Here is a 15,509-nt window from a genome sequence, read left to right as displayed (position 1 = left end):
GGCTCGCGGGCCCTGAACCGGCCGCGCCCTAGTGCGCCAGCGGCGGCTCCGTGGTGTCCACCAGGGTGCAGTCGGCGACGGTTCCCTCGGCCACCCGGGCCCACACGGGCGTCACCGCCGCCGGCCCGTCCGGGGCCTTGAAGACGGTGAACTCCAGCACGCCCGTCTGGCCGTCCTTGATCACGCGTGGGTCTATGACGAAGGTCGCCTCGCCGTCGTCGTGGGTCAGCATGGCGATCAGGGGGGCCTGCTCATCCGGCAGGAATCGCGCGGCGCGCGGCTGCGGGCTGCACTTCTTGCCCTGAGGGATGTAGTCCACCACCATGTTGATGCCCTTGGCCCGCAGGTCGGCCTCCAGCTTGTCCGCGTCCCGGAGCTCGTTGATCTGCACGCGGACGGTGCCGTCCGGGTTGTCGGTGACGGCGTACGCCGGGCTGCCGCCGCCCACGAACAGCGGGACGGCCACGGCCGCCGCGGCGGCGAGCCCCAGCACGGGCGCCAGGACGGCGGGACGCGGCAGGCGGCGGCGCGGAACGCTCTGCCCGGCCTCGCGGTCGATCTCGGTCATCACGAACTCCTTGAGCAGCCGGTGACGGCCCTCGGGAAGATCGCGTTCGTCGTGCCAGGTCATCGGATCTCCTCCTTCGCGGGGCCTCGGTCACCTACTACCTGTCGGGGCGCGGGCGGCGGTTCCACGAATCTCTCCAGCTTCCGCCGCGCCCTCGACAACCGCGACCGCACGGTGCCCACCGGGACGCCCAGCGCCTCGGCCGCCTCCGCGTAGTCGAGCCCCGCCCACACGCACAGCGCGAAGACGTCGCGCTCGTGGCGGCGCAGCCCCCCGAACGCCTCCCGCACGGCGGCCAGCCGCTCGGCGTCGTCGATCCGGCCCACCACCTCCTCGGCGAAGTCGGGCACCGGCTCGCCCCTGGGCAGCCGGGCCAGCGCGTCGTCATGGCGGCGCGAGGCCCGGCGGGTGTTGCGGGCCACGTTCGTGGCGATCCCGAGCAGCCACGGCCGCAGTGAGCCGCCCTCGGGGTCCACCCGGGCGCGTAACCGCCACGCCTCCAGGAACGTCAGCGCCATCACGTCCTCGGCCGCCGACCAGTCGCCGGTCAGGCGGTAGGCGTGGTTGTAGACGGCCTTCGAGCACTCGTCGAAGAGCTGCTCGAAGGCCGCCGGATCTCCGGTGCGTACTCCGGCACGTAGCGACATGTCCACACACAGGACTGTCCGCGGCGGGAGGAGAGTTCCCGCTCAGCTCTCCCGCGTCTGACCGGCCTCGAAGTAGGCGGCCAGTTCCGGGTCCAGCGCCGGCACGTCGTACGGCGTGCCGCCGTCGCGCAGCGACATCGTGGCCTGGTAGCCCGCCGCCACGCTCATCCGGGCCGCGACCGGCGAGGTGTCCGTCGCCCCGCCCTCCCGGACGAACCGCAGGAACTCGGTGATGATCTCGGTGTCGGCGCCGCCGTGGCCGCCCTGGGCGTCGGGCACCCGGTAGGTGACGTCGGCGTCGCCGCGGTAGCCGGTGGGGCCGGTGTTCCACACCTTGACCGTGTCGCCGGGGCCGTCGCCGAAGTTCTCCAGCCGGCCCTCGGTGCCGATGACCGTGTAGTTGCGCACGTAGTCGGGGGTGAAGTGGCACTGCTGGTAGGCGGCGATGACGCCGTTGTCGAGGCGCATGTTCATCACGGACACGTCCTCCACGTCCACGACGTGGTGCAGGTCGCGGCGGGCCGTCGGCGGCCAGTCGTACTCGCGCAGCCACCCCTCGGGGCGCGGGGTGCCGGGCTCGCGGCGCGGCAGGCCGCCGTAGACCATGAGGTCGCCGAACGCGCTGACCCGGCTGGTGTAGCCGCCCGCGAGCCAGTGGATGACGTCCAGGTCGTGGGCGGCCTTCTGCAGCAGCAGGCCGGTGGTGCGGGTGCGGTCGGCGTGCCAGTCCTTGAAGTAGTAGTCGCCGCCGTACGAGACGAAGTGCCGCACCCACACCGTCTTCGGCTCGCCGATGTCGCCGCGCCGGATGGCCTCGCGCATCAGCCGTACGACGCCCATGTGCCGCATGTTGTGCCCCACGTACAGCCGCGTGCCGGTGCGGCGGGCGGCGCGCAGGATCGCGTCGCAGCCCTCCACGGTGATCGCCAGCGGCTTCTCCACGTAGACGGCCTTGCCCGCCTCCAGGCAGTCGATCGCGATGCGCTCGTGGGTGTCGTCGGGCGTCATCAGGATCACGGCGTCGAGGTCGTCGCGCTCGAGCAGGCGACGGTGGTCCTCGGTCACGTACGCGGCGTCGAACACCCCGGCCTGGTGCTTGAGCACGGCCGGGTCGGTGTCGCAGAGCGCGGTGACCGCCGCGCCCGCGCCGGGCCGGTGCGCCGCGCGGGCGAGGCTGGCGCGCAGGCCGAGGCCGATGACGCCGATCCGCAGGTCTTCCACGTGGGTCCTTTCTCGGGGGTCCGGCACGCTACTTGGAGCCGGTGAACGCGATGCCCTGGATGAGCTGCTTCTGCATGATGATGAACAGTACGATGATCGGCGCGCTGGCCATCAACGAGCCCGCCATGAGCACCGGGTAGTCGGTCATGTGCTCGCCCTGCAGGGCCGACAGGCCCGCCGAGAGCGGCATGCTCTCGGGGTCGGTGTTGACGATGAGCGGCCACATGAGGTCGTTCCACGACCACAGCACGGTCAGCACGCCGAGCGCGAGCAGCCCGGGGCGGGCCAGCGGCAGCATCACGCTCCAGAAGATGCGCAGCGGGTGGGCGCCGTCCAGCCGGGCGGCCTCCTCCACCTCGGCGGGCAGCGTCATGAAGAACTGCCGCATCATGAACGTGCCGAACGCGCTGAACATGCCGGGCGCGATCAGCCCGGGCAGGGTGTTGAGCCAGCCGAGGCCCTGGATGATCTGGTACTGCGGGATGAGGAAGAGCTGGCCCGGCACCATGAGCACCGACAGCAGGGCGACGAAGATGACGTCGCGGCCGGGGAAGCGCAGCCGGGCGAAGGCGTAGGCCGCCAGCGAGCAGAACAGGAGCTGGGCCAGGGTGCGCCCGGTCGTCATCACCACGGTGTTGCCGAGCTGCTGCAGGAACGGCGTCTCGTCGAGGACCTTGGCGAAGTTGGCCCACTCGAACGAGGGGATCCAGACCGGCGGCGTCCTGGTCGCCTCGGTGAACGTCTTCAGCGAGGTGAGCACCTGCCAGAAGAACGGCATGACCATGGCCGCCGCGCCGACGGCGAGCACGAGGTGGACCGGCCAGAGCCGGCCGCCGCTACGCATAGTGGACCCACCTCTTCTGCACGCGGAACTGGATGACGGTCAGCACGAGCGTGATCAGCATGAGGACCACGGCCATGGCCGCCGCGTAGCCCTTGGCGCCCTCCTCGAAGGCGCGGGAGAAGAACAGCGACACGACGGTCTGGGTGTCCTCGCGGGCCGGGTTGCCGCGGCGCAGCATGAGGTAGACGAGGTCGAACATCTGCAGGCCGTTGATCACGCTGAGCACCGAGACGAAGAAGATGCTCGGCGACAGCAGCGGCAGCGTGATGCGGAAGAACTGCCGCGCGCGCCCCGCCCCGTCGATCGAGGCGGCCTCGTACAGGTGGGACGGGATCGACTGGAGGCCGGCCATGAAGATGACCGCGTTGTAGCCGATCTGCGTCCAGATGCCCACGGCGACGAGCGCGTACAGGGCGGTGGACGGCTCGGCGATCCACGACGTGCCGTGGATGCCGACGAGCGAGAGCAGGTAGTTGACCAGGCCGTAGTCGCCGTTGTAGAGCCAGGTCCAGATCATCGCGACGGCCGCCGGCATGGTCACCACGGGCAGGAAGTACAGGGTGCGGTAGAGCGACACGAGCCGCAGCCCGCGGGTGCCGAGCAGGGCCGCCACCGCGATCGACAGCGGGATGCCGAGCAGGCTCAGCCCGCCGTACACGAACGTGTTGCGCAGCGCCCTGGCGTTGGCCGGGTCGGTCAGGAGCTGCTCGTAGTTGCGCAGGCCCACCCAGGTCGCGTCGCCGAACAGCGTCCACTCGGTGAAGCTGTAGTAGACCGACTGCACGACCGGCCACAGGTAGAAGACGCCGAGGCCGAGCACGAGCGGCGCGATCATCGCGTAGCCCCAGACCCAGTCGCGGTTGCGCAGCCGGCGACGGGTGGCGGGGCGGGCGGACGCCTTGACGGCGACCGCCCTTCCGGCGGTGCTCACTTCTCCTGCGACAGGGCCGCGTTCATGGCCGTGGCGAGCTGCTTGGCCGTCGCCTCGACGTCCTGGCCGTCGGTGAACGCCTTGGTGATCGCGTCGGTCTCCAGGCGCGCCCAGGCGGCGGTGTTCTTCGAGACCGGGTACGGCCGGGCGTCCGGAAGCTGGTCGATGAACGCCTGGAGGTCCAGGCCGGGCATCGACTTGACCCAGGACTCCTGGAGCCCCTCGTAGGCCGGGATGACGGCGCCGGACTCGGCCTGGATGCGGTTGGCCTGCTCGGAGCCGAGGAACTTGACGAACTCCCACGCCTCCTTCGGGTGCTTGGTCTTGGCGTAGACGACGTTGGCCAGGCCGTGGATGACGGTCGCCTTGCCCTTGGGCCCGGCGGGGAGCGGGGCGACGCCGGCCTTGAGGCCCTCGGTCTTGAAGTACTGGGAGGCGTCGTAGGAGCCGTCGTACCACATGGCGAGCTTGCCGCTCTTGAACATCTCGATGGGGTCGTTGTCGGTCATCTGCTGGACCGTCGGCGAGAGCTTCTGGTCGAGCAGGTCCTTCCAGAACTTGAGGCCCTCGATGGTGGCGGGGTCGTCGTAGCCCGACTTCTTCTTGTCGTCGGAGATGACGTAGCCGCCGGCCTGGAAGATCGTGTTGTAGTAGAGCTCCTGCGACCAGGGCATCGCGCCGATGCCGTGGACGCCCTTGGCGGGGTCGGTCAGCTTCTTGGCCGCCGCCCGGACGTCGTCCCAGGTCCAGGAGGCGTCGGGGTACTTGACCTTGGCGGCGTCGAACAGGGCCTTGTTGTACCAGAGGCCGATGGTGTCGAAGTCCTTGGGGATGCCGTACTGCTTGCCGTCGAGGGTGTAGAGGTCGACCAGCGACTTGGGGTACTTGCCGAGGTCCACCTTGTCGGCGGCGATCTTGTCGGAGAGCGGCATCAGCGCGCCCTGCGAGGCGTACAGGCCGATGCGCGGGCCGTTCATCCAGAACACGTCGGGGGCCGTGCCGCCGGCGGCGGCGGTCTGGAGCTTGGTCCAGTACTCCTTGTTCGGGGTGAACTGGAGCTTGACCTCGATGTTCGGGTGGCTCTTCGTGAACTCTTGGACGATCTTGGTCATCGCCTGGCCCTGGTTCTCCTGGTCCCAGTAGGCGTAGGTCAGCGTGACCTTGCCGCCGGAGCCGTCCCCGTCAGACGAGGAGCATCCCGCGAGTCCGGCAACGAGCGTGCCGGCGACCACCAGCGCCCTGATCTTCCCTGTCATGTCGTCCCCATCCGTCCGGGTCTGTGCGTGACTGGAAGATAGCGCTCATTTATGAAAAGAACTATAGATAATCACGCATGATCAAGCAGAAGATGCGCGCAAGCGACCTCAGCGTGACAGCTTCGTGACAGAATTATCGAAGATCTCTACGAAAAGAGCAGGTCGTCGGCGCGGTCCAGCGCCCACCTGACGGCGCCCAGCGCGACGCAGTCGCTGCCCAGGCCGGAGGCGACGACCTTCGGCGGGTGGTAGCACACCTCGTCGAAGTAGCGCTGGATCGGCTCGACCAGCAGGTCACCGGCCCTGGCCAGCCGCCCGCCGACCACCACCATCTCGGGGTCCAGCGGGTTGACCAGGGTGAGCAGGCCCTCGCCCAGGTGCCGGGCGAACGCGGTGACCGCGGCCAGCGCCCGCTCGTCGCCGCCGCGCGCCCGCTCGATGGCGAAGTCGGCCGCCTGCTGGTGCGAGCGCAGCTCGCCCGGCTCGGACTCCATCGCGTAGTCGAAGACGTGCTTGAAGGCCGACCAGTGGTCGCGGGCCTGCCGGCCGATCTCGCCCGCGGCGGCGTTGGCGCCCCGGTGCGGCCGGCCGCCGATCAGCAAGGCCAGGCCCAGCCGGTGGCCGGTGAAGAGATAGAGCACGTCGTCATGGCCGTGCGCCGCGCCCCGCCAGTGCTCGGCGAGCACCGCGAGGCGCATGTCGTTCTCGACCAGCACGGGCGGCGCGAGCCGCCGCCCCAGCTCGGCCCGCAGGTCGAGGCCGGTCCATCCGGGCAGGACGGTGCTCTTGACCACGCGGCCCGCGTTGTCCACCATGCCGGTGGTGCCCACGCCGACGGCCGCCAGGTCGGCCGGGGACAGCCCGGCCCGGCCGGCGACGGCGGAGACCAGACCGGCGACGACGTCGAGCCGCTCGGCCGCGGTCATCGTCTCGTGCGTGGGCGCCTTGTGGGAGGCGACGACCTCCCCGTTGAGGTCGGCCACCATGGCGCGGACGTGCGAGGCCCCGATGCCGACGCCCGCGACGTGGCCCGCCGACGCGCGGAAGCGGAAGCGCCGGGCCGGCCGGCCGCGCTGGCGGTCGCCCTGCTCCTCGCCGCACTCCTCGGCCCAGCCCTCGGCGATCAGGTCCTCGACGATCACCTCGGCCGTCGGCCTGGAGACGCGGGCGGCCCGGGCCAGCTCGCTCAGCGTGGCGACCCCGGCCTGGCGCAGGATGCGCAGCACCGCGGCGGAGTTGAGCTTACGCAGCAGGGAGGCGTCGCCGCTCTGCTCTCGCACCGGACCTCCAGGGAAACCGTCAGATCGACATCTTACTTAACAAACTTGGTTACGTAATCACGGGGCGACAGCGGCCCGCCGGAACACGCCGAGCGGCGGCGTGAAGCGAAGCTGTGGGGGCACTTAAGAATCCCTCGATGGACATGTCCGGAGCCGGGGCGGCACAGTGCGTTAGGTTCGGGATGAGGGGGAATGTGCGATGAAAGCGCTGGTCAAGGACAAGCCCGAGGCCGGCCTCCGGCTGGTCGACGTACCGGAGCCGACGCCGGGGCCCGGCGAGGTGCTGATCAAGGTGCTGCGTACCGGCATCTGCGGCACCGACCTCCATATCCGGAAATTTGATGACTGGGCGCGTAACACCCTGAAGCTTCCTCTCATCGTCGGGCACGAGTTCAGCGGCGAGGTCGTCGGGACCGGCCCCGGGGTGGAGAACGTCGCCGTCGGCGACCTGGTCAGCGGCGAGGGCCACATCGTGTGCGGCCGGTGCCGCAACTGCATGGCCGGCCGCCGCCACCTGTGCCGCAACACCGTCGGCCTCGGCGTCCACCGCGACGGCGCCTTCGCCGAGTACGTCACGCTCCCCGCCGAGAACGCCTGGGTGCACCGCGTCCCCGTCGACCCCGACGTGGCGGCCATCTTCGACCCGTTCGGCAACGCCGTCCACACGGCCCTGTCGTTCCCCCTCGTCGGCGAGGACGTGCTGATCACCGGCGCGGGCCCGATCGGGCTGATGGCCGCTGCCGTGGCCACCCACGTCGGCGCCCGCAACGTCGTCATCACCGACGTCAGCGACGAGCGCCTCGACCTGGCCGGCAAGCTCGGCGTCTCCCTCGCGCTGAACGTCGCGCGCGACTCCATCGCCGACGGCATGCGCCGCCTCGACATGCGCGAGGGCTTCGACGTGGGACTGGAGATGTCCGGCAACCCGCGGGCCATGCGGGACATGATCGCGAGCATGACCCACGGCGGCAAGATCGCCATGCTCGGCCTGCCCGCGGAGGAGTTCGCGGTCGACTGGGCCACGATCGTCACCTCGATGATCACCATCAAGGGCATCTACGGCCGCGAGATGTTCGAGACCTGGTACAACATGTCGGTCCTGCTGGAGAAGGGCCTCGACCTGACTCCGGTGATCACCGACCGGTTCCCGTACGACGAGTTCGACGCCGCCTTCGACACGGCCGCCAGCGGCCGCACCGGCAAGGTTCTCCTGGACTGGAGCGGAGGAGCTCGGCCGGAGAGAGCAAGGAACGAGCCAACGGAGGCCGAAGCGGCCGCGACCATGAACAGGAGTTGTGCTTGATGTTCACGAACGTGCGCGAGCAGCTGCGTACGACGCTCGACGAGATCACCGAGGCCGGGCTGCTCAAGCCCGAGCGCGTCATCAGCACCCCGCAGAGCTCCAACGTGCGCGTCGCCGGCAAGGAGGTGCTGAACTTCTGCGCCAACAACTACCTCGGCCTGGCCGACCACCCCGAGGTGATCGCGGCGGCCAAGGAGGCGCTCGACCGGTGGGGCTTCGGCATGGCCTCGGTCCGGTTCATCTGCGGCACCCAGGAGGTGCACAAGGAGCTCGAAGGACGCCTGTCCGCCTTCCTCGGCATGGAGGACACCGTCCTGTACAGCTCGTGCTTCGACGCCAACGGCGGCGTGTTCGAGACGCTGCTCGACGCGCAGGACGCGGTGATCTCCGACGCGCTCAACCACGCGAGCATCATCGACGGCATCCGCCTGTCCAAGGCCCGCCGCCTGCGCTACGCCAACCGCGACATGGCCGAGCTGGAGTCCCGGCTCAAGGAGGCGGCCGACGCCCGGCGGCGGCTGATCGTCACCGACGGCGTGTTCTCCATGGACGGCTACCTCGCCCCGCTGGCGGAGATCTGCGACCTGGCCGAGCGCTACGACGCCATGGTCATGGTGGACGACTCCCACGCCGTCGGCTTCGTCGGCCCGACCGGGCGCGGCACGCCCGAGCTGCACGGCGTGACCGACCGGATCGACATCATCACCGGCACCCTCGGCAAGGCGCTCGGCGGGGCCAGCGGCGGCTACGTCTCGGCCCGCAAGGAGATCTGCGAGCTGCTGCGCCAGCGGTCCCGGCCGTACCTGTTCTCCAACTCCCTGGCCCCGGTCATCGCCTCCGCCTCGCTGCGGATCCTCGACCTGCTGGAGACCACCGGCGAGGCGCGCGAACGGCTGCGCGCCAACACGGCCCGCTTCCGCAGCGAGATGACGCGCAACGGGTTCGACATCCTGCCCGGCGACCACCCGATCGTCCCCGTCATGATCGGTGACGCGGCGAAGGCCGGCGCCATGGCCGAGCGGCTCCTGGAGCTCGGCGTGTACGTCATCGGGTTCTCGTACCCGGTGGTGCCGCACGGGCAGGCCCGCATCCGGGTCCAGCTCTCGGCCGCGCACTCGGCCGAGGACGTGGAGCGCGCCGTGGAGGCGTTCGTCCAGGCCCGCGGCTGACCGGCCGTACCGGGAGCAGACCCGTGGCCGGCCGGCCGCCGTAGGTATCCTCACCAGCGTGATAGACACGCGCCGGCTGCGCACGCTGCGCGCGGTGGCCGACCACGGCACGGTCACCGCCGCGGCGGCCACCCTGCACCTCACCCCCTCGGCCGTGTCGCAGCAGCTCGTCGCCCTGGAGCACGAGGTGGGGCACCGGCTGTTCACCCGCGACGGCCGCGGCGTACGGCTGACCGCCGTGGGCACGATCATGCTCAGGCACGCGGACGAGGTGCTCGCCCAGCTCGAACGCGCCGAGGCCGAGGTCGCCGCCTACGCCAGCGGGGAGGCGGGCGAGGTCACCGTGGCCTGCTTCGCCACCGCGATCAGCGCCGTCCTGGCGCCGGCGGTGGCGGCGCTGCGGCTCAAGGCCCCGGCGCTGCAGGTCCGCGTCCGCGACGTGGAGGGCGACCAGGGGCTCGCCATGCTGCTCGACGAGCGGGCCGACCTGGCCGTCGTCGTGGAGTACCGCGGCTGGCCGGACGCGGCGGACCGCCGCCTGTCCCGGGTCCCTTTGTACGCCGAGCCGTTCGACCTCGTCCTGCCCGACGACCATCCTCTGGCCGCACAGCCCTCGACCACGCATGACCCGGTCGCGCATGACCCGGTCGCGCATGACCCGGTCGCGCATCCCTCGGCCGCGCGCCCGTCCGACGAGCCCGTGGCGCTCGGCGACCTGGAGGGCGAGACCTGGATCGGCCCGCACCCCGGCAACCCGATCCGCGACGTGATCGCCTTCGCCTGCGAGCAGGCCGGCTTCACCCCCGAGTTCGCCCACTGCTCCGACGACTTCCGGGCCGTGGTGGCGCTGGTGGGGGCGGGCGCGGGGATCGCGCTCGTGCCCCGGCTGGCGCTGCGCGACATGACCTTGTCGGGTGTCACGGTACGGCCGGCGCCCGGGCCCGAGCGGCGGGTCTTCGCCGCCGTCCGCCGCGGCGCCGCCGCCCACCCGCTCCTCCGGCAGGTGCTCGACACGCTGCGCGCCATCGCCCCGGCCTGAGCCCGCCTCCTCGATCGCCGGACGCGTGGCCACCCGAGTCCCCGGCCCGGGCGGCCGGGGCCCGGCCGCGCGAGAGGATCCCCGTCCCCGCGCGGCCGGGCCTGTGGAGGGTGTCACCCGACGGCGTACGCCCGTGTGACGGTCTGCGTCACCTGGTCACCCGCCGCGTCCGTGACCTTGGCGCGCAGCGAGACGAAGCCGGGCACGGCCGGGTTCGCGACCCGGACCGTCCAGCCGGAGCCGGAGCGGACCGGCCGGACCGGCCGCCAGCTCGCCCCGTCGTCGAAGGACGCCTCCACCATGATCGACGTGACGCGCGGCCGGGAGGCTCCGGGGTTGCGCTGGAGGCTCACCGGGATCACGGTCGTGGACCCCGGCTTGGCGCGGTTGTGGTCGTCCAGGCCCTCGGGGAGGTAGCGGACCGCGGTCAGCGGCAGCGGCCGGGCCTTGTCCGTCCGCTCCGACCGGAACGTCCAGGCCGCCTCGACCTTCGTGGACAGCACCGACGGCCGCTGCGCCGACGCGGTCAGCGTGTAGGTCGCCGCCTCGGCCGGCAGGCGGACGTCGAGCTGGCAGCTCTCCGTGAACGCGGGCTCGCAGGTCGCCAGATCGGCCTCGGCCAGTTTCTCCCCGCCGCGGGCCAGGGCGATCGTGCCGGTGACGGCGTAGTCGCCGCCCATCAGCCCGGCTCGCCCGTCGGCGAGGATGCCGTCGACGTTGGAGTGCAGCCAGTCGCCGTCGCGGTCGCCCGCGGACGTGCCGAAGGCCGGCCCCGTCACGGCGGCGTTCCACACTTCGGCGACGGGCCGGCGATCAAGCACCTGACTCACGCCGGACACCCAGTGGGTGCCCGTCGCGATGCCCGTCGCCCAGGCGAAACCGGGGGTGCGGTAGTGCGTCATGGTGGCCGGCAGCTCCATGTCCGGGCTGTGGGACAGCCAGGCGCCTCCTGCCCAGGGCGAGCCAGGGAGCCGCGGCCCCACCAGGACGGAGGCCGAGCCCGGCCCGCCCGGCGCCCGGTACGTCTCGCTCACCTTCACCAGGTCACGCGTACGCACCGTGTACGACAGGTCGTCCGGGATCCCGCCGGTGCGGTACTCGACCAGGTCGTAGCGGTACGGGCTCGGCCTGGCGTTCTTCTTGTGCCAGGTGCTGCCGGCCATGTACCGCACGCCGGGCTGGCGTATCGGCACGGCGTAGACGTCGTCACCGAAGCTGGACCAGCCTTGGCTCCACGAGCCGTTGGCCACGGTGATCTCCTCGCTGCCGTCCTGCACGGCGGTCGGCTCGTCCAGCGTGAACGTGATCTCCTTGCCCTGGCGCGCGTCCACCGTCACCTCGCGATCCGCGCCGTCGATGGTCACGGGCTGGTGCGCGGTCGTGGAGTGGTCCGAGGCGAAGACGTTGACGTAGAGGTTCCACTCGCCCTCGGGCACCCGCGCCTTCGCGACGCCCTGGTCGTCGAACGAGAGCTGCCGGTACGTGTCGGTCTTGAGCTGGTAGAGCACGCCCATGGCGTTGCGGGGGAGCTCACCGTCCCGCTCGATGGCCTTGACGGTCAGCGTGTAGCTCTCCGGCTCCACGAACGCGCCCGCGAGAATGCGCAGGACGGTTTCGCCCGACCTGGCGGTGACGACGCCGGGGTAGTCCCCTGGCGCCTTGCCCTGGGCGCGGATCGTCAGCTCGACCGACGCCTCGCCCTTGGCGGGCACCTCCAGCCGCTTGGCCCCCAGCTCCAGCGCCTCGCCGTCCGCGGCGAGGTCCAGGGTGACCGGGGTGTCGCCGGAGTTGGCGTACGTGAGCGTCCTGGTCGCCACCCGCTCGCCGGTGCCGTTCCAGGGGAAGGAGGCCCAGACGTTGCCCGTCGTCGCGGCCACCTGCTGGGAGACCGCACGGGCCACGTCCACGCGTCCGGCGCCCTCCTCGTAGAGTCCGGCGCTCCCGTTGGGGGCGGCGCTGCCGATGAGCGCCGCCTTGAGACGCTGTCCGCTCCAGTCGGGATGGCGTTGGGCGAGGATCGCGGCGGCTCCCGCGACGTGGGGCGCGGCCATCGAGGTGCCGCTCATGGCGACGTACGGCTCGTCGGCCCCGCCCCCGGCGTTCGCGGCCTTGATCGCCGCACCTGGGGCGGTCACGTCCGGCTTGACGGCGTGGTCGGTGAGCCGGGGCCCTCTGCTGGAGAAGGCGGCCACCTTCTCGTCCCGGCCGACCGCGCCGACCGTGAGGGCGGCGTCGGCGCTGCCCGGGCTGAGGACCGTGCCGGACGTGGCCTCGTTGCCCGCCGCCACGACGAAGAGCGCGCCGGTACGCTCCGACAGCGTGTTGACCGCCTGCTCGATCGGGTCCATGTCGATGGTGTCCGGGGCGCCGAGGCTCAGGTTGATGATCTTGGCCTTGACCTCGGCGGCGGCCCACTCCATGCCGGCCAGAAGGTCGGACTCCTCGATCACGTGGTCGCCGACCTTGCCGATCGCGAGCTTCGCGCCGGGTGCCACGCCGCGCTGCTTCTCGCCCGCGCCCGCGACGATCGACGCGACGTGGGTGCCGTGCCCGTCCGTGTCGCGGGTGTCGTCGCGGCCGGTGAAGTCGCGTGCCTGCGTGACGACGCCCTTCAGGTCGGGATGCGTGGGGTCGTAACCGGTGTCGAGCACGGCGACCGTGACGCCCTCGCCGGTGAAGCCCTGCTTCCACGCCTCGGGGGCGCCGATCTGCTTGACGCTCTGGTCGAGGGTGAAGGAGCGACGGCCGTCCAGCCAGAGCTTCGTCCGCCCGGCGGTCAGGGTTCGGGCGCCGTCGCCCGCCAGGCCCTTCCACGTCTCGGCCGCGCTCTTCTTGGACACCTGCACGGCCGTCATGCCGAGAGCGGACAGCCGCCGGTCCTGACGGGCGCTCCGGAGCGCGGGCACGTCCCCCTGGGCCGACTGCGTGATCAGCGGGATGTCGTCCCGCCGCGCGTCGCCGTATCCCCACGTCAGGAGCTGCGTGACGTCGAACAGCCGCTCGTCCAGGAGGCCCCGGGCCACCAGCGGATGGGCGTCGGACGGGTAGACGTACAGGTGGCCGTCGCGGTGCTGGCTGGCGTAGTGCACCTGTCTGCCCGGCCCCGGCTCCACCCGGTGCCCGGCGGCGGTGACGACGACCTTGTCACCGGTGATCAGCGTCACCGTGCCGGTCGGCGCGTTCCCCGGCCGATCGGGGCTCGCGAGCGTCGCGGCTGCGGACGCTCCGGGGGTCGCTGGGGTCGCGGGGGTCGCGGGCGTCGCGGTGGTCGCGGGCGTCGCGGTGGTCGCGGGCGTCGCGGCGGCGGGCGCCTGGGCGGCCGTGACGCCGGCCGATCCGGCCAGGATGGCGGCCACCAGGCCCTTGCCTAACCTCATGCGCTTCCTCTCCATCGGCTGCATGACCGATCACCGCCGACGACCCTCGGGTGCGTACGGCGGCGACGCATGAGCAGATGTCCGGATGAGGAAGGGTGTTACCGGGGCCGCCAGGAAAGCGGAGACGCGCCGCTTCCCGTGAAACAGAGCCGCCAAGCCGGACATCTGCTGAGATGTGTCCAAACAACGGAAAGAAGGCGACATCGGGCCTCCTGCGCCGGAGCACCGCTTCGAGCGGCTCTACCTGGCGCACTATCCCGCGATCGCCGCCTACGTCACGCGACGCACCGAGTCCACGGACGACATCGCCGACGTGATCGCCGAGACGTTCACGACCGCCTGGCGCCGGCTGGACGACGTCCCGCAGGGGGACGAGGCCCGGCTGTGGCTGTACGCCGTCGCCCGGCGCGTCCTCGCCAACCACTTCCGCGCCGAGGAGCGCCGCTCGGCGCTGGCCGCGCGGCTGCGCGAGGAGCTGGCCACCTGGTCCCGGCCCACGGCGGACCGGGACGGCGACGCCACGTACCAGGCGTTCCGGCGCCTGTCGCCCGACGACCGGGAGCTGCTCACCCTCGTCGGCTGGGAGGGGCTGAGCAGCGCCGAGATCGCCAAGGTGCTGGGGTGCTCGCGCGGAGCCGCGCGCCTGCGCCTGCACCGTGCCCGCAAACGGCTGGCCAAGGAGCTGGCCGCCGCCGACCTCGACCTCGCCACCTACGGCCTGCGCGCCGTCGCACTCGCGGAGGGAAAATCGTGAACACCGACGTGGATCGCGTCGTCGCCCACCTGTCCCCCGGCGCCGGACCCGGCATGACCGAGGGGGCCCGCGCGCTCATGCGCGACATCATGGCGGCCGAGCCCGCTCCCGCCATGGCCAACGCGTCGACCAGGGCCGCCGCACCGGCCGGGCGGCGCGGGCGCCGGTCGCGGGTCCTGCGCGCCGCGGTGCCGGGCGTGGCCCTGCTGGCCGCCGCCTTCCTCGGGCTGAGCTGGCTGCTGCCCGCCGGGCACGGCCTCGGCCCGGGGACGGCCGCGGCGCTCGACATCAAGAAGGAGGACGGCTACTACGTCATCGAGGTCAAGGACCTGTACGCCGACTCCGCCACGTACGAGGCGCAGCTCCGCGACGCCGGCCTGGACGTGACCCTCAAGGTCGTCCCCTCGACCCCCGCGTTGGTCGGGTCCGTTTTCCCCACCTCGCCCACCGAGGGCCGGTATCTCGACGAGATCAAGACCATCGACCAGCCGGGGGGCTGCGACAAGATGGGCGGCTGCCCGATCGGGGTGAAGATCCCGGAGAACTTCCAGGGGCCGGCCGAGATCACGATCGGCCGCGAGGCCAAGCCCGGCGAGCCGTTCGAGAACGGCACCTCGATCGACGCGCTGGGCGAGCCGCTGCACTGCCTGCCCTACATCGGCCGGACCGTGGCCGAGGTGCGCGGCATGCTTCAGGAGCGCGGGGTGACCGTCCAGAGCTTCACCGACATGGACCCCGAGACCGGGGGGACGAAGGAGTCGGTCCCGGAGTCGTGGCTGGTGGAGGGCGGCAACATGACGGAGCCGGGCAAGGCGTCCCTGAGCGTCTACGAGGGATCCCAGCCGCAGGAGCCGGGGGGCCGCCGCGGCGAGAACTGCCCGACCTCCTAGGCGCACCGGGTCCCCGGACGACCGCCTAGCCGTGCCGGGTCCCCGGACGACCCCCTGGGCGTGCCGGGTCTAGCCGTGCCGGGTCCCCGGACGGCCCCCTGGGCGTGCCGGCTCTAGGGGTGCCGGGTCCCCGGACGACCGCCTGGAAGCGCCGGTCATCGGTCGGCCTTCCCGGCGCGCGAGGTCGCCGGCCCACTTGCGGGCGTGAGAGGGCCGCTGCCCGCACGGGG

At 71.8% G+C, this 15,509-nt stretch carries 13 protein-coding genes; 5 read left to right on the top strand and 8 right to left on the bottom strand.

Going from position 1 to position 15,509, the window contains the following annotated elements; genetic code table 11:
• Positions 1-28: 28 nt before the first annotated feature.
• The 7 genes from HT134_RS24300 to HT134_RS24270 form a co-directional block, all read right to left on the bottom strand.
• A complete protein-coding gene (locus HT134_RS24300; protein WP_175602765.1) occupies positions 29-631 on the bottom strand; it encodes a hypothetical protein in 603 nt (200 codons plus the stop codon).
• Positions 628-1,215, bottom strand: coding sequence for an RNA polymerase sigma factor (locus HT134_RS24295; protein WP_175602764.1), 588 nt, complete (start codon positions 1,213-1,215; stop codon positions 628-630). The genes HT134_RS24300 and HT134_RS24295 overlap by 4 nt, the downstream gene beginning before the upstream one ends.
• Positions 1,216-1,257: 42 nt before the next feature.
• Complete coding sequence (locus tag HT134_RS24290; RefSeq protein WP_175602763.1) at positions 1,258-2,436, bottom strand: Gfo/Idh/MocA family protein; 1,179 nt, start codon at positions 2,434-2,436, stop codon at positions 1,258-1,260.
• 28 nt (positions 2,437-2,464) lie between these two features.
• Positions 2,465-3,280 (bottom strand): carbohydrate ABC transporter permease, encoded by an 816-nt coding sequence (locus HT134_RS24285; protein WP_175602762.1) that lies wholly within the window; start codon positions 3,278-3,280, stop codon positions 2,465-2,467.
• Positions 3,273-4,211 carry a carbohydrate ABC transporter permease gene (locus tag HT134_RS24280; RefSeq protein WP_312888386.1) on the bottom strand — a complete coding sequence of 313 codons (939 nt, stop codon included), beginning with the start codon at positions 4,209-4,211 and terminating at the stop codon, positions 3,273-3,275. The genes HT134_RS24285 and HT134_RS24280 overlap by 8 nt, the downstream gene beginning before the upstream one ends.
• A complete protein-coding gene (locus tag HT134_RS24275; protein ID WP_175602761.1) occupies positions 4,208-5,467 on the bottom strand; it encodes an ABC transporter substrate-binding protein in 1,260 nt (419 codons plus the stop codon). The genes HT134_RS24280 and HT134_RS24275 overlap by 4 nt, the downstream gene beginning before the upstream one ends.
• Before the next feature lie 146 nt (positions 5,468-5,613).
• Positions 5,614-6,747 (bottom strand): ROK family transcriptional regulator, encoded by a 1,134-nt coding sequence (locus HT134_RS24270; protein WP_175602760.1) that lies wholly within the window; start codon positions 6,745-6,747, stop codon positions 5,614-5,616.
• A 199-nt stretch (positions 6,748-6,946) separates the two neighbouring features.
• Here HT134_RS24270 and tdh point away from each other — a divergent pair, with 199 nt between their 5' ends.
• The 3 genes from tdh to HT134_RS24255 are packed head-to-tail and all read left to right on the top strand — an operon-like array spanning position 6,947 to position 10,258.
• Entirely contained in the window at positions 6,947-8,050 is a 1,104-nt protein-coding gene (gene tdh / locus HT134_RS24265; protein ID WP_175602759.1) for an L-threonine 3-dehydrogenase, read from the top strand.
• The gene (locus tag HT134_RS24260; RefSeq protein WP_175603083.1) at positions 8,050-9,219 is read left to right on the top strand and encodes a glycine C-acetyltransferase; all 1,170 of its coding nucleotides are present in this window, start codon (positions 8,050-8,052) and stop codon (positions 9,217-9,219) included. Before tdh ends, HT134_RS24260 begins: the two co-directional genes overlap by 1 nt.
• A 58-nt stretch (positions 9,220-9,277) precedes the next feature.
• Positions 9,278-10,258: a LysR family transcriptional regulator gene (locus HT134_RS24255; protein ID WP_175602758.1), complete on the top strand. Its 981-nt coding sequence runs from the start codon at positions 9,278-9,280 to the stop codon at positions 10,256-10,258.
• A 113-nt stretch (positions 10,259-10,371) separates the two neighbouring features.
• Here the strand turns inward: HT134_RS24255 and HT134_RS24250 are convergent, their stop codons facing one another.
• On the bottom strand, positions 10,372-13,635 hold the full coding sequence (locus HT134_RS24250; RefSeq protein WP_175602757.1) for a S8 family serine peptidase: 3,264 nt from the start codon (positions 13,633-13,635) through the stop codon (positions 10,372-10,374).
• 175 nt (positions 13,636-13,810) lie between these two features.
• Between HT134_RS24250 and HT134_RS24245 the strand changes: the two genes are divergently transcribed.
• Positions 13,811-14,389, top strand: coding sequence for an RNA polymerase sigma factor (locus tag HT134_RS24245; RefSeq protein ID WP_312888382.1), 579 nt, complete (start codon positions 13,811-13,813; stop codon positions 14,387-14,389).
• The gene (locus tag HT134_RS24240) at positions 14,386-15,279 is read left to right on the top strand and encodes a PASTA domain-containing protein (protein WP_175602756.1); all 894 of its coding nucleotides are present in this window, start codon (positions 14,386-14,388) and stop codon (positions 15,277-15,279) included. Before HT134_RS24245 ends, HT134_RS24240 begins: the two co-directional genes overlap by 4 nt.
• Positions 15,280-15,509: the final 230 nt, after the last annotated feature.

The sequence above is a fragment of the Nonomuraea rhodomycinica genome (assembly GCF_013363995.1).
Taxonomy (GTDB): Bacteria; Actinomycetota; Actinomycetes; order Streptosporangiales; family Streptosporangiaceae; genus Nonomuraea; species Nonomuraea rhodomycinica.
The sequence above is the reverse complement of the archived record's forward strand: the minus strand, read 5'-3'. Positions and strand labels throughout refer to the sequence as shown.

Excerpts from the sequence above, each read along its gene's own strand:
- HT134_RS24300 (WP_175602765.1), bottom strand. The coding sequence starts at position 631 with ATGACCTGGCACGACGAACGCGATCTTCCCGAGGGCCGTCACCGGCTG.
- HT134_RS24295 (WP_175602764.1), bottom strand. The coding sequence starts at position 1,215 with ATGTCGCTACGTGCCGGAGTACGCACCGGAGATCCGGCGGCCTTCGAG.
- HT134_RS24285 (WP_175602762.1), bottom strand. The coding sequence starts at position 3,280 with ATGCGTAGCGGCGGCCGGCTCTGGCCGGTCCACCTCGTGCTCGCCGTC.
- HT134_RS24275 (WP_175602761.1), bottom strand. The coding sequence starts at position 5,467 with ATGACAGGGAAGATCAGGGCGCTGGTGGTCGCCGGCACGCTCGTTGCC.
- tdh (WP_175602759.1), top strand. The coding sequence starts at position 6,947 with ATGAAAGCGCTGGTCAAGGACAAGCCCGAGGCCGGCCTCCGGCTGGTC.
- HT134_RS24260 (WP_175603083.1), top strand. The coding sequence starts at position 8,050 with ATGTTCACGAACGTGCGCGAGCAGCTGCGTACGACGCTCGACGAGATC.
- HT134_RS24250 (WP_175602757.1), bottom strand. The coding sequence starts at position 13,635 with ATGAGGTTAGGCAAGGGCCTGGTGGCCGCCATCCTGGCCGGATCGGCC.